This window comes from Sphingomonas sp. HMP6 (assembly GCF_013374095.1).
In the GTDB taxonomy this organism is placed as follows: domain Bacteria; phylum Pseudomonadota; class Alphaproteobacteria; order Sphingomonadales; family Sphingomonadaceae; genus Sphingomonas.
The window spans coordinates 654,074-666,087 of sequence record NZ_AP022672.1 but is presented as its reverse complement, the minus strand read 5'-3'; the positions used below and the strand labels follow the sequence as shown (position 1 = coordinate 666,087).

General features: G+C 64.4%; 14 protein-coding genes. 2 read left to right on the top strand and 12 right to left on the bottom strand.

The annotated features are described in order from the left end of the window. Positions 1-47: 47 nt before the first annotated feature. The 6 genes from HMP06_RS03480 to HMP06_RS03455 all read right to left on the bottom strand — a co-directional run bounded on the left by HMP06_RS03480 (position 48) and on the right by HMP06_RS03455 (position 6,879). The gene (locus HMP06_RS03480; protein ID WP_176495845.1) at positions 48-806 is read right to left on the bottom strand and encodes an alpha/beta fold hydrolase; all 759 of its coding nucleotides are present in this window, start codon (positions 804-806) and stop codon (positions 48-50) included. Then, positions 803-1,453: a 2-hydroxychromene-2-carboxylate isomerase gene (locus HMP06_RS03475; protein ID WP_176495844.1), complete on the bottom strand. Its 651-nt coding sequence runs from the start codon at positions 1,451-1,453 to the stop codon at positions 803-805. The genes HMP06_RS03480 and HMP06_RS03475 overlap by 4 nt, the downstream gene beginning before the upstream one ends. 4 nt (positions 1,454-1,457) lie before the next feature. Further along, the gene (locus HMP06_RS03470) at positions 1,458-2,048 is read right to left on the bottom strand and encodes a DUF2238 domain-containing protein (protein ID WP_176495843.1); all 591 of its coding nucleotides are present in this window, start codon (positions 2,046-2,048) and stop codon (positions 1,458-1,460) included. Between the two features lie 55 nt (positions 2,049-2,103). Beyond that, on the bottom strand, positions 2,104-3,132 hold the full coding sequence (locus HMP06_RS03465; RefSeq protein ID WP_176495842.1) for an aspartate-semialdehyde dehydrogenase: 1,029 nt from the start codon (positions 3,130-3,132) through the stop codon (positions 2,104-2,106). A gap of 58 nt (positions 3,133-3,190) precedes the next feature. Next, entirely contained in the window at positions 3,191-5,425 is a 2,235-nt protein-coding gene (locus tag HMP06_RS03460; protein ID WP_176498346.1) for a S9 family peptidase, read from the bottom strand. A gap of 89 nt (positions 5,426-5,514) precedes the next feature. Next, complete coding sequence (locus HMP06_RS03455) at positions 5,515-6,879, bottom strand: DUF418 domain-containing protein (RefSeq protein ID WP_176495841.1); 1,365 nt, start codon at positions 6,877-6,879, stop codon at positions 5,515-5,517. 121 nt (positions 6,880-7,000) lie between these two features. Between HMP06_RS03455 and HMP06_RS03450 the strand changes: the two genes are divergently transcribed. Beyond that, a complete protein-coding gene (locus HMP06_RS03450; RefSeq protein ID WP_176495840.1) occupies positions 7,001-7,864 on the top strand; it encodes an alpha/beta hydrolase in 864 nt (287 codons plus the stop codon). A gap of 1 nt (position 7,865) precedes the next feature. Here HMP06_RS03450 and HMP06_RS03445 read toward each other — a convergent pair whose 3' ends face one another. Further along, positions 7,866-8,459 (bottom strand): M23 family metallopeptidase, encoded by a 594-nt coding sequence (locus HMP06_RS03445; protein ID WP_232089850.1) that lies wholly within the window; start codon positions 8,457-8,459, stop codon positions 7,866-7,868. A 10-nt stretch (positions 8,460-8,469) separates the two neighbouring features. After that, the gene (locus tag HMP06_RS03440) at positions 8,470-9,483 is read right to left on the bottom strand and encodes a L,D-transpeptidase family protein (protein ID WP_232089849.1); all 1,014 of its coding nucleotides are present in this window, start codon (positions 9,481-9,483) and stop codon (positions 8,470-8,472) included. A 25-nt stretch (positions 9,484-9,508) separates the two neighbouring features. Here HMP06_RS03440 and HMP06_RS03435 point away from each other — a divergent pair, with 25 nt between their 5' ends. After that, entirely contained in the window at positions 9,509-10,105 is a 597-nt protein-coding gene (locus tag HMP06_RS03435) for a DUF882 domain-containing protein (protein WP_176495839.1), read from the top strand. 82 nt (positions 10,106-10,187) lie between these two features. Here HMP06_RS03435 and rplS read toward each other — a convergent pair whose 3' ends face one another. From rplS to HMP06_RS03415, 4 genes are read right to left on the bottom strand one after another with little or no spacing between them, the layout of a single operon-like run. Next, positions 10,188-10,580, bottom strand: coding sequence for a 50S ribosomal protein L19 (rplS, locus tag HMP06_RS03430; protein ID WP_176495838.1), 393 nt, complete (start codon positions 10,578-10,580; stop codon positions 10,188-10,190). Position 10,581: 1 nt separating this feature from the next. Next, entirely contained in the window at positions 10,582-11,313 is a 732-nt protein-coding gene (trmD, locus tag HMP06_RS03425) for a tRNA (guanosine(37)-N1)-methyltransferase TrmD (protein ID WP_176495837.1), read from the bottom strand. After that, positions 11,310-11,687 (bottom strand): type II toxin-antitoxin system VapC family toxin, encoded by a 378-nt coding sequence (locus HMP06_RS03420; protein ID WP_176495836.1) that lies wholly within the window; start codon positions 11,685-11,687, stop codon positions 11,310-11,312. The genes trmD and HMP06_RS03420 overlap by 4 nt, the downstream gene beginning before the upstream one ends. Further along, the gene (locus HMP06_RS03415) at positions 11,684-11,959 is read right to left on the bottom strand and encodes an AbrB/MazE/SpoVT family DNA-binding domain-containing protein (protein WP_176495835.1); all 276 of its coding nucleotides are present in this window, start codon (positions 11,957-11,959) and stop codon (positions 11,684-11,686) included. The genes HMP06_RS03420 and HMP06_RS03415 overlap by 4 nt, the downstream gene beginning before the upstream one ends. Positions 11,960-12,014 lie beyond the last annotated feature (55 nt).

Sequence of the window (12,014 nt, the reverse complement as noted above, 5' to 3'; positions counted from 1 at the left end):
TCCTCATGTGCAAAGCTGCCGCAACCTGTGCCGCAGCCCGCGTGCGGTCAACCCGTTACAAACGCTACGATCGCATCGCCGAGCTCGGGCTTGAGCACCGCGCTCATATGGTTGCCCGGCACTTCCTGAAAACGCGCGTCGCGCAGCACGGCGGCCAGTTCCTCGCCCGATCCATTGTCGTCATCATCCGCGCCGTTGACGACCAAAGTCGGCGTCGTGATCCCCGCCAGCACATTATGCGGCGTGTCCACGAAGGTGTCGAGGATGTGCAGCAACGCCACCGGGTCGCCTCCGGTGGTCTTGAGAAACGCCTCGGTCATCCATTCGCTGGATCCGCGCGCGAAGCTGCCGAGGTTGGTCAGCACGTTGCGGAAATATCCGCCCCTGCCCTGCGTCGAGGTGATACCCTGGTACCCCATGCCCGACAGCACCGCACGGCGCGGCGTCGCCCCGTTCGCCAGCATCCGCGCCGCCGTCCGCCCGCCGAGCGAATAGCCCACGAGGTCGTAGTCGGTTAGGCGAAGATGCTCGATCAGCGCAAACCCGTCGCGCATCAGCACATCGGGCGGATAGGCCGCAGCATCGTGCGGCTTGGCGCTCGATCCGTGCGCGCGCAGATCGGGCATGATCACCCGGAAACCCGCCGCCGCGACCTTTGCCGCATGGCCGTATTTGATCCAATTGATCGTCGCGTCGGAGAAATAGCCGTGGATCATCACCACCGGCCGCCCCTCTCCCACCTCGCGCCAGGCAAGGCGCGTGCCGTCGAAGCTCTCGAAAAACTGCGGGGTGATCGCGGTGCTCAAGCCCGCGTCTCCAAGCCTGCCGACTGCATCTTTGCAATCGCCAGATCGATACGATCCTGCCCGAAAAACGGCTCCCCGTTGAACACGAGCGTCGGCACGCCCCAATGGCCGGCGGCCTCCAGCGCGGCCTGGTTGGCGGCGATTTCGGCATCGAGCGCAGTGGCATCGTCACGCGCCTCGGCCTGCAGCGTTGCTAAATCGAGCCCCGCAGCCTCCGACGCCGCGCCCAGATTGGCGTCGCTGTGCCAATTCTCGGTCCCGCCCCAGATCATCTGCGACACCGCATCGGCAAAGGCAAAGCCGCTTCCGCGCCGCGTCGCCACCTGCCCCATCCGCACCACCGGAAAGATATACGGCTGCTCCGCCGCGATCTGCCGCGTGGCGATGTCCTGCACGATCGGGTCGGGGCGCGGGGGAAGCATCGGCACCCCGTCACGCGCAGCCAACCGCCACACATCCATGAAGGTGTAGCGCAGCCAATTGGGATGGTTGCGCTCGAAGAAGGTCGGCTCACGGATCGCCAGCGGGTAAACTTGGCGCAGCACGATATCGAGATCGTACCGCGCCATCGCCGCACGCCATTTCGGCATCGCCAGATAGGTGTACGGGCTGCGGAACGAGAAATAGAGGTCAGCGGTCAGCGTCATTGGCTCAGGATCCCCTCACATCGCGCGCGCGCCAAAAGCTGGCGATGAACGCGCCGAGCATGGCGATCGCCATGTCTTTCTGCGCGTCCCACACGTCCCCTTGCTGGCCGTTATACGCATCGGCCATCCCCGGCGCGAGCAGCATCGTCAGCAGCCATTCGAAGATTTCATAAAGCGCGCTGACGCAGCCAACGAACAGGACAGCGAACCACAGGCTGGTCCGCCACCCGGCACCCGCATAGCGCCGAACGATCTCGGCAACGGGCGCGACCCACAGCAGACCAAAGCTCAAATGCACCAGCCGATCGAAACCGTTGCGCGTCCAACCCATCGCGGCATCGATCGATTGCCCAGTAAGCGCTCGCCCCCACGCGTAGTAGGGAACGTTGGAATAGGTGTAGCGGCCGGCCAAGGTGTGCAGCAGGAGGAACGCCACCAACGACGCGACCGCGCAATCAGACAGCGGCCAGCGCCGCAGCAGCCACGGCGAGGCGAATAGCAGCAGCATCGTCGGGATATGCTGCAACGGCGCGATCTCTGGATACGGCTGCCACAGGTTCGCCGCGAACACCGCGACCGCCAGCGCGCAGATCATCCGACGCTGCGATAGCCGGACGATGCGCCAGCGATCGCGATAGGCGGCGATCAGATCACGCCGCCTTCTTCAGGAATTTCCGCCCCAGCAACTCCGCGATCTGCACCGCGTTCAGCGCAGCGCCCTTGCGCAAATTGTCGCTTACGCACCACAACGAAAGCCCGTTCTCGACGGTCGAATCCTCGCGCACGCGGCTGATAAAGGTGGCATATTCGCCGACGCATTCGACCGGGGTGACGTATCCGCCGTCTTCGCGCTTATCGACCAGCATCACGCCGGGGGCTTCGCGCAGGATCTTCTGCGCTTGGGCCGCCGAAATTTCGTTCTCGAATTCGATGTTGATCGATTCCGAATGGCCGACGAACACCGGTACGCGCACGCACGTCGCGGTCACCTTGATCTTGGGATCGAGGATCTTCTTGGTCTCGACGACCATCTTCCACTCTTCTTTGGTCGACCCGTCGTCGAGAAAATCGTCGATATGCGGGATGACGTTAAAGGCGATCTGCTTGGTGAACTTCTTCGCCTCGGCACTGTCACCGACGAAGATGTTGCGCGATTGCTCGAACAGCTCGTCCATCCCCGCCTTGCCCGCGCCGGACACGGATTGATAGGTCGATACGACGACGCGCTTGATCTTGGCGAAATCGTGCAGCGGCTTGAGCGCCACGACCATCTGCGCGGTCGAGCAATTGGGGTTGGCGATGATGTTGCGGCGGGTATAGCCCGCAATCGCTTCCGGGTTCACCTCCGGCACGATCAGCGGCACGTCCGGGTCCATCCGATAGAGCGACGAATTGTCGATCACCGTGCAACCGGCGGCGGCAAAGCGCGGGGCGTGGAGCTTGGTCCCCTCGCTACCGATCGCGAACAGCGCCATGTCCCAGCCGCTGGGATCGAAATTCTCGATATTCTGGACCTTGAGCTTGCGCCCGGTCTCGCCGAAATCGACCTCGTCGCCCTGGCTGCGCGACGACGCGACGACCGCGATGTCCGCCAGCGGGAATTCACGCTCCGCCAGAATATTGAGCATCTCGCGCCCGACATTGCCTGTCGCACCGACGACTACGATCCGATAACCCATAGAACCCTCCGATTTCGCTGCGCTCTTAGACGCAGCGGGATCGCAGCGCCAGATAGTGTTACTTCGCGGGCTTATCCCTCACGTTGCGGTCCAGGAACGTCAGGATCGTGTGCCAAAGATGCTCGCTGATCCCCGGCCCGCCGACACGGTGGGTGTAGCCGGGGTAGAACATCATCTCGAACGGGCGGTCCTTCTTCTGCATCTCGGCGGCGAAGGCCGTTGAGTTCTCGAAGAAGACGTTATCGTCCGCCATGCCGTGGATCAGCAGCAGCGGATCGGCGATCTTACCGGCATCCTGCAACGCGTCGGACGCGGCATAGGCTTTAGCATCCGCCACCGGCGAGCCCATGTAGCGCTCGGTATAATGCGTGTCGTACAGTTCCCATTTCGACACCGGCGCGCCCGACACCCCCGCCGCATAAACGCCGGGATTGGCCTGCAGCATCTTGAGCGTCATGTAGCCACCATAGGACCAGCCATAGGTCGCAATCTTGTCGGCCGCGACAAACGGCTGTTCCTTCAAGAACTTGGCGCCCGCCAGTTGATCCGCCACCTCGACCGTCCCCATCGCGCGATAGATCTGATCCTCGAACGCCTTGCCGCGGTTGAACGAGCCGCGATTGTCGATCTGGAAATAGATATAGCCGTGCTGGACGAGATATTGCGCGAGCGCCCCGCCCCAGGCGCGCGTTACCTGCTGCCCGGTGCCAGGGCCGCCGTAGTGCTGGAAGAATACCGGATATTTCTTGCCCGGCTCGAGCGGCGGGGTGATCATTTCCCAATAAAGCGGCGTGCCGTCCTCGGCCTTGATCGTGCCGAACTTGGTCTGCTGATGTGCGCTGAGATAGGGGTAATAAGGATGCCCCGGCGTCACCGCATTCTCGTTGATCCACGACAGCCGTTTTCCGGTGGCATCCGCCAGATAGAGCTGCGTCGGCTGCGTCGGGTTGGAGCGCGCGACGATGATCCGCGACGCCGCACCGTCCATCGAACCATTGTTCCACCAGCCCGTTTCGGTCAGCCGCGTGATGACGTTCGGATGCGCGATATCGACCGAATAGAGATGCTGTTCGAGCACCCCGTCCTTGTTGCCGACGAAATAGAGTCGCCCCTTGCCCTCATCAACGCCGGCGAGCGACTGCACCGCCCAATCGCCGCTGGTCAGTGCGGTCCACTTGCCCTTGGCGAAGCGGTAGAGATGGCCGAACCCGGTCCGCTCCGACCGCCAGATCAGGCTGCCATCCTTCATAGGGCGATAGGCATCGGACAGGTTGAGCCAGCTCCGCGCGCCCGATCGTTCGGTAAACAGGACGGTCGATTTGCCCGTCGCCGGATCGACCTTGAGCATGTCGAGCGTCTTCTGGTCGCGGCTCTGGCGCTGCACCAGCAGGGCCGATCCGTCCTGCGTCCAGTCGACCCGCGCCAGATAGATGTCGGGATTGCTGCCGAGATCGACCTTCACCCGGCCCGATCCATCCGCCTTCATCACATACAGCTCGACCAGCACGTTGGGCGTGCCGGCGGCGGGATAGCGCTGGTGATAGACCTTGGTGCCATTCGCGCCGATCGCCGCGCGCGTGACGATCCCGACGGGGGCTTCATCGAAGCGCTCGACCGCGATGTGCGTGTCACCCGGCGACCACCAATATCCGGTGCGGCGGTCCATTTCTTCCTGCGCGACGAACTCCGCCTCGCCCCAATGCACCGTGCCCGCGCCATCGGCCGTGAGCTGGGCCGCGACCCCGCCGTTTAGCGGCTGCACGAACAGATTCTGTCCGCGTACGAAGCTGACAAAGCCGCCCTTGGGGCTGACCGTCGGGTTGAGCTCGCCGTCGGGTGTGTCGGTTAGCCGCCGGGTCTTGCCGTCGAGCGTGGCGAGGTACAGGTCGCCATCGAGCGGCACCAGGATCGTTTTGCCATCGGGTGCCCAATCATAGGCGACAATGCCCTTCGATCCGGCGATGCGGGCGCGCTCGCGCTGCATCTTCTCGACTTCGGACAGCTCGGCGCCCGATCCGACCTTCTTCGAATCGACCAGCATCCGCTCCACGCCGGTGCGCGTGTCGAGCGCCCACAGATCGAACCGCTCCTTCTCGTCCGCGCGCGGTTTGAGCGAGGTCAGCAGCGTCCCGTCCGGCGAAAGCTTCAACCCGCGCGGCTGCACGCCCGACAGATCGGGGCTGCCGAACACGCGCGACAACGTCAGCTTCTGGTCGGGAATCTTGTCAGCGGCCATGACCGGCACCGCCACGCACGCGAGCATCACGCCCGCATAAGCCCAAATGCCGCGCATCATGCATCTCCAGTCCCGCTTATGTCCGCGCCCGACGAACGCAGGCGATGGCGGCGCTTATCGCGGGGCTTTTCAGCGGCGTAAAGGGGTCAGGCGAAGGCAGGATCGCCGCTGGGCGCGGCCGCCGCGAGCGGACGCTTGCGCCACGGCAGCACGCGGCCTTCCACCAGCGAGCGCCATGCCCATTCCACGGGTGCGATATCGCAGCGCTTGACCCAAAGGTTCGCGCCGATCAGCAACACCACGTTGATGACGAAGGCGGTGACCATCAGCGGCCCCCACGTCATCTTCCCGTACAGCCCGAGCATGAACGGCGGATAGAGCACCCACAGGCAGATCATCGTCTGCGCGATATAGATGGTGAGCGCCGTCCGGCCCGCCGCCACGAACGGGCGCAAAAATGCCGCACCAGACGCGGTCGTCACCAGCAGATTGATCAGCCCGACATGCCCCAGCGTCATCGCCAGCCGCGCAACTTCATAGGTCACCGGCGCGAGATGCGGCCCCGTTCCCGGCGGTGCCGTCATCGCGAAACCACCCCAGATGCGCAGCGGTATCGCGACGGCATAGGCGATCACCGTCAGCCAGACGTAGAAATTGCGCGACCGTCGTCCTTGCAGGATCCCCAATTTGTAGAGCGCGGCACCGATCAGCATCACGCTGCTGGCTTCCCACACGAACAGGATTTCGAGGAAATTCATCTCGAGTTCGATGATGATATGCCACTGCATCGCCGCCCAGGTCATGAAGGTGCCGGTGCGCGCGGCATCCTCGGCGGCGATGTCGGCCTTCGTTTTTGCCTTGGCCTTGGCGCGCTCCTTCTTGTTCTTGGCATCATCTGCCAGCAGTTTCTTGTCGGCCGCCGAAACCGGCTTGCCGGCAGCGACGCTCGTCTCGATCGCGGCGACCTGCGCGCGCGTCTGCAGTGTCTGATAATAACCGAAATATCCGCCCAGCGTGAGCGTCAGCACCGCGAGCAACAGCCCGATCGAAATCAGCCAGCGCGGCCGCAACCGCCGGAACAGAAACGCGACCAGCGCCGCGATCCCGTACGTGTGCAGGATATCGCCCGGCCACAACAGGATAAAGACATGCACCAGCCCAAAGGCGAACAGGATCAGGTTGCGGACATAGTACCGCCCCATGATCGCCCAGCCACTCGCCTTCTCTGCCGCCCGATCGGTCAGGATCACCATCCCCGCCCCGAACAGCATCTCAAGCAGGCACCGCGCCGTCCCGTTCGCCAGCACCTCGCGCAACCACCACGCCGCCTGATCGGTCGCCGACCAGCCGAGGTGCCGGATGTCGTCGAACGACGCGTAAAGCGATGCGCCCATATCGTTGATGTTCATGAACAGGATGCCGAGGATCGCGACGCCGCGCAGAATGTCGAGCACGGCGATCCGCGGCGCACCATCGGGCTCGGCGGCACTGGTCATGGCGAGATCGGACAAGCGCTTTTCCCCCCGGAAACGACGTCCTGTCATAGCGGAGACCCGTGTATCATGCAATTAGGACAGCGTTGGTTCATTTCGGGCGCGGCAGGGTAGTCGTGACATTCGGGGGAGGTGGAAAATGAAACGCTTCGATACGGGGTTTCGCGGTCTGGCCGCACTCAGCGCAGCGCTGCTCCTCGTCGCTGCCGCGACACCGCTGCTGGGCCAATCGATCCACGACCGCATCTATCCCGCGCCGACCGCGCCGATCGCCTCCGCGACCCTGCCTGCGGGCGCAACGCGCGTTACCGTCACCACCGCCGATGCCCGGGCGATCACCGGAGCCGAAATCGCCGCGCAACCGGGCAAACCCACCCTACTCGTGTTCCACGGCAACGGGTCGAGCGCGATGGACACGCTCCACTGGTTCGCCCCGCTGATCGCGCAGGGCTATGGTGTCGTCGCGGCGGAGTATCGCGGCTATTCTGGCAATCCCGGTCGCGCGGACGAAGTCGGGCTCGCGCGCGATGCCGACGCCTTCTATGCCGAGGCGCGGCGGATGGCGAACGGCGGGCGCGTGATCGTCGTCGGTCATAGCCTGGGTGGCGGCGTCGCGTTCGGCCTCGCGGCCCGGCAGAAGCTCGACGCACTCGTCACGATCGGCACCTTCACCAGCTTGCGCGCGATGACCCCGAAGATCGCCCGCGCCTTCATCTCCGACCGCTACGATAATCTCGCCGCCGTGCCCAAGCTCGACGAACCGCTCTTCATCATCCACGGCACCGCCGACGAAACCGTCCCCGCGCAAATGGGCAATGCGCTCCACAATGCCGCACTTGCCGCCAAGCGGAAGGGGTTCAGCCTTGTGATCCGCGGTGCCGACCATCACCCCGACGGCGCGACCATCGCGACACTGATCGACGTGATTGCAACGCACCTCGACCGGCCCGACGCCACGCTTCCGGCCATGCCGGAAACCGTGACGCTCTATCCCATCGGCTGAGCTATCGCGGAAGGGGTTTGCCCGCGAGATACGGATAAGGGTCGATATCGGTGCCTTGATACCAATGCTGTTCGGGCGTCGTGCGCGTCAGCCCGAAGTGCAGATGGTAATTCCCTACCCCGGCATTGCCGGTATCGCCGACAAACCCGAGCACATCGCCCGGCTTGACGATCTGCCCCTCGTGCACGCCGGGGGCGTAGCGCGCGAGGTGGGCGTAATAATAGGTCCAGTCCCGCCCGCGCGAGCGGACATAGAGCGCGGTTCCGCCAGCGACGCTCGTCCAGAGCTTCTCGATCCGGCCATCCGCCACGGCCAGCACCGGGGTGTCGGCCGGCGCGATCACATCGGTGCCATGGTGCGGGCGCGATCCATTGTCACGCGGATCACCCCAATTATCGCGGATCGCATCACGCGGCACCCCCGCCACCGGCACCGCAAGCACCGTCCCGCCGCCGCTTTGCACCTCTATCGCGGCGGGCGCGGCGGGCTCGCCGGCATCCCGAACCCCGGGGAGGAGGGTAAGCGCCGCGATCCACAGGCCGACCAGGCCAACCAGCAACAGCGCGATCGCAATGCCGATCCGCCGCAGGATCATGCGCCCGCCCTCATTTCTGGAACACCGCTGGCGTCCCTGATTTGACCATCAACGCAAGCCGGGCGGCGTCCCAATTGGTCAGGCGGATGCAGCCATGGCTTTCGGCGCGGCCGATCGTGCTCGGCTCGGGCGTGCCATGAATCCCGTAGTGCGGCTTCGACAGATCGAGCCATACCACCCCGACGGGGCCGTTCGGCCCCGGCGGCAGCAACGCCGCCTTAGCGCTCGCTTTGGCATCCCAGAACAGGTCGGGATTGTAATGGAACGGCGGGTTGTACGCCGGGCCGAGGATTTTCCAGGTGCCGATCGGCAAGGGATCGTGCTCGCTCCCCATCGTCGCCATGAACTGCGCGACGAGCTTGCCGTCCTTGTCGAGCACACGCAGCACTTCGTCCGATTTGTCGACGACGATCTTTGCGCCGACCGGCTGCTCCGCGTTGATGTTGAGGTTGGCCAGCGTCGTGCGCCACGCCTCCGGCAGTTTCGGATCATAGGATCGTGACGCCGGAACCGCGTTGGGAAACACCACTTTGCTCCCCGGTGCCAGCCGTGTCGTCGGGCTGTTCAGTTCGAGCAGGACGGCAGGGGTCGTGTGGAACATCTCGCCCAATTTCTCCATGATGGAGCGATAGCCGAGCGCCGGGAGCTTCGCCTGCACCTGCGGGTCCTTCGGCATCGGGTTGACGTAGGGACCAGCCAGCATTTCGGGCGTTAGCGCGATCGTCTGCGTCGGCCGCCACGCGCGGTGCGGATAGAGCGCACGTAGCGTGTTCTGGTCCATCTCCCCCGTCATCGGCAGACCCTGCTGCTCCTGAAACCCCTTCAGCGCCGCCACCAGCGACTTCCCCTGCCGCCCGTCGAGCACGCCCGGCGAGAAGCCGAGATGATCGAGAATCACCTGAACGTGCAGCGTCGAGCGATCGAGGCCGGCGGCCGGGGCCGACTTTGTTCCCGGGGCGGTCGCCCCAACAAGGCCAAGCGATGCTATTGCCAGACAGGCCGAACGCCTTAAGGTTTTTACCACGCCATCAATCCTCTACATATGTTTCATGCAGACAACGACAGACGACGCGCTTGTGTCCAACCTTGACGGCGGGGCGATCAAACTCTCCCGCCGGGCTCTCATCGGCGGGGCCTTAGCGGGCGGCGCCGCCCTCGCCTTTCCGCTTCCAGCGATGGCGGTCGGCACCGAATGGCGCCTCGCGATCCGCAACGTCCATAATAACGAGACGGTCGACGCGGTGTTCGCGCGCAGCGGCAGTTTCGTTCCTGAAGGGCTGGCCGAACTCAACCACGGCCTGCGCGACTGGCGCACCGGTCAGGCGACCGTGATGGACCGCAAGCTGCTCGCTTTGCTGGTGCAGCTGCGCGAAAAGCTGGAGTTGCGCGGCGGCGAGAAGATTGGCCTCATCTCCGGCTACCGCTCACCCGCCACCAACGCAGCACTCCGCTCCGCCGGGGGGGCGCATACGGGCGTGGCTACGAAGAGCCAGCACATGCTGGGCAAGGCGACTGACATCATGGTCCCCGGCGTATCGCTCGACCGGCTCCACGGTGCCGCGCTGGCGCTGGGCGGCGGCGGCGTCGGCTATTATCCGCGCGACGGGTTTGTCCATGTTGATACCGGGCGCGTGCGTCACTGGTAACGGCACCCGCCGCACCCCGAATGCAAAAAAAGGGCGTCGGAACCATGGTTCCGACGCCCTTTTCAATACTGGTACGAACCGCTTATTCGGCGGCGACGGTGCCCTTGGCAGGGCGCGTGTCGCGACGCTCGGCGATACGCGCCGACTTGCCGGTACGGCCACGCAGGTAATACAGCTTCGCACGCCGCACCGCACCCTTGCGCATGACTTCGATGCTGTCGATGTTCGGCGAATAGAGCGGGAAAACGCGCTCGACGCCTTCACCGAACGAAATCTTCCGCACGGTGAAGTTGGAGCCCATGCCCTTGTTCGAACGCGCGATGCACACGCCTTCGTAATTCTGCACACGGGTACGCTCGCCTTCCACGACCTTCACGCCGACCTTCAGCGTATCGCCGGGGCGGAATTCGGGGATCTTCTTGTTCTCGAGAAACTTGGCGATGTTCTCGGCTTCGATCGTCTGGATGAGATTCATCTCATGCGTCCTTCTTGTCTCGTCGCGCGCCAGAGGGCGACTGGACCCGAGCACCCTCATGGCGCTCCCACAGGTCCGGCCGCCTTAGCCGTGTTTCGGACTCGGCCATCGACTTGCGCCATGCCAAGATCCTCGCATGATCCCCCGATCGCAACACTTCGGGGATCGTGCGCCCTTCCCATTCAAATGGTCGGGTGTATTGCGGATATTCGAGAAGCCCCGTTTCGAAGCTCTCGTCCACGCCGCTAGAAGCCGCGCCCATTACGCCGGGAAGCAGCCGAATGCAAGCGTCGAGCAGCACCAACGCCCCCATCTCGCCGCCCGACAGGATATAGTCACCAATCGACACTTCCTCGATCTCGCGCGCGGCGAAGATGCGTTCGTCGAACCCCTCGAACCGCCCGCACAGGATAGTAACGCCCGGCCCGTCGGCCAGCGCCCGCACCCGCGCCTGCGTCAGCGGCGCACCGCGCGGCGTCATCGCCAGCAGCGGCGCACCTGGCGGCACGCTATCGATCGCGGCGGCGAGTATGTCCGCCCGCAACACCATCCCCGCGCCGCCGCCGGCCGGCGTGCCATCGACGGTGCTATGCTTATCGGTCGCAAAGTCGCGAATGTTGCGGGCGTCGAGGCTCCACTTCCCCTCCGCCAGCGCGCGGCCCGCGAGCGACACGGCGAGCGGCCCGGGGAACATGTCGGGATACAGCGTCAGGACGGTAGCGGCGAAGGTCACAGGGTCCAATTCTCGACCCTCAGGCCGGGCACGTCGGCGAAATCCGCCTCATTGTTGGTCACGATCGCGGCGCCAAGGCTCAGCCCATGTGCCGCCAGCAAGCGATCGAAGCGAGCGCGCTTGAACGGAAGCTGTGCGTACGCCCGAGCGGCTGCTTCATCGAAGGGCAGAATGGGAACCACGCGGACGAAGGCGTCCAGCACGGCCGGGCTTGGCGGCTTGCCGACATAGGTCCCAACGGCGATCTCCGCGAAGCTGATCGCGGAGATCGCCACGTCGCCGGGGTAACAGGCCGCCAGCCTGTCATTGAGCGGCGAATGCCGTTCGGCCATCGCATAGATCGCCATGTCGGCATCGATCAGGAACTTCGTCACGTATCGCGTGCCGCCAGACGTTTGGCGATCGTGCTAGGCCGTTCGTCGAAATCGCCATGCGGGATCAGCTTGGCCCCGGGCGCCTTCCCCGCAAAGCCGCTGATATCGATCGTGCGGCGCGGCGCATCGATCGGTTCGATCCGAAAAGACATGGGAGCCTCCTTGACCATTCGGACTTCGGTTCCCTCGGGAATACCCATGCCCTTGGGCAGCCGCAAGGCAACCGAATTGCCCGACTTGAATGTCGTGCCGTGATACGCTTCGTCGTCCATCGCAGCCTCCGTATACACGACATGTATATACCTTCATTCCCGACGTCAAGGAACA

Coding starts and splice junctions, on each gene's coding strand:
- HMP06_RS03475 (WP_176495844.1), bottom strand. CDS start 1,453: ATGACGCTGACCGCTGACCTCTATTTCTCGTTCCGCAGCCCGTACACC.
- HMP06_RS03470 (WP_176495843.1), bottom strand. CDS start 2,048: ATGATCTGCGCGCTGGCGGTCGCGGTGTTCGCGGCGAACCTGTGGCAG.
- HMP06_RS03465 (WP_176495842.1), bottom strand. CDS start 3,132: ATGGGTTATCGGATCGTAGTCGTCGGTGCGACAGGCAATGTCGGGCGC.
- HMP06_RS03460 (WP_176498346.1), bottom strand. CDS start 5,425: ATGCGCGGCATTTGGGCTTATGCGGGCGTGATGCTCGCGTGCGTGGCG.
- HMP06_RS03450 (WP_176495840.1), top strand. CDS start 7,001: ATGAAACGCTTCGATACGGGGTTTCGCGGTCTGGCCGCACTCAGCGCA.
- HMP06_RS03445 (WP_232089850.1), bottom strand. CDS start 8,459: ATGATCCTGCGGCGGATCGGCATTGCGATCGCGCTGTTGCTGGTTGGC.
- HMP06_RS03435 (WP_176495839.1), top strand. CDS start 9,509: ATGCAGACAACGACAGACGACGCGCTTGTGTCCAACCTTGACGGCGGG.
- rplS (WP_176495838.1), bottom strand. CDS start 10,580: ATGAATCTCATCCAGACGATCGAAGCCGAGAACATCGCCAAGTTTCTC.
- HMP06_RS03415 (WP_176495835.1), bottom strand. CDS start 11,959: ATGGACGACGAAGCGTATCACGGCACGACATTCAAGTCGGGCAATTCG.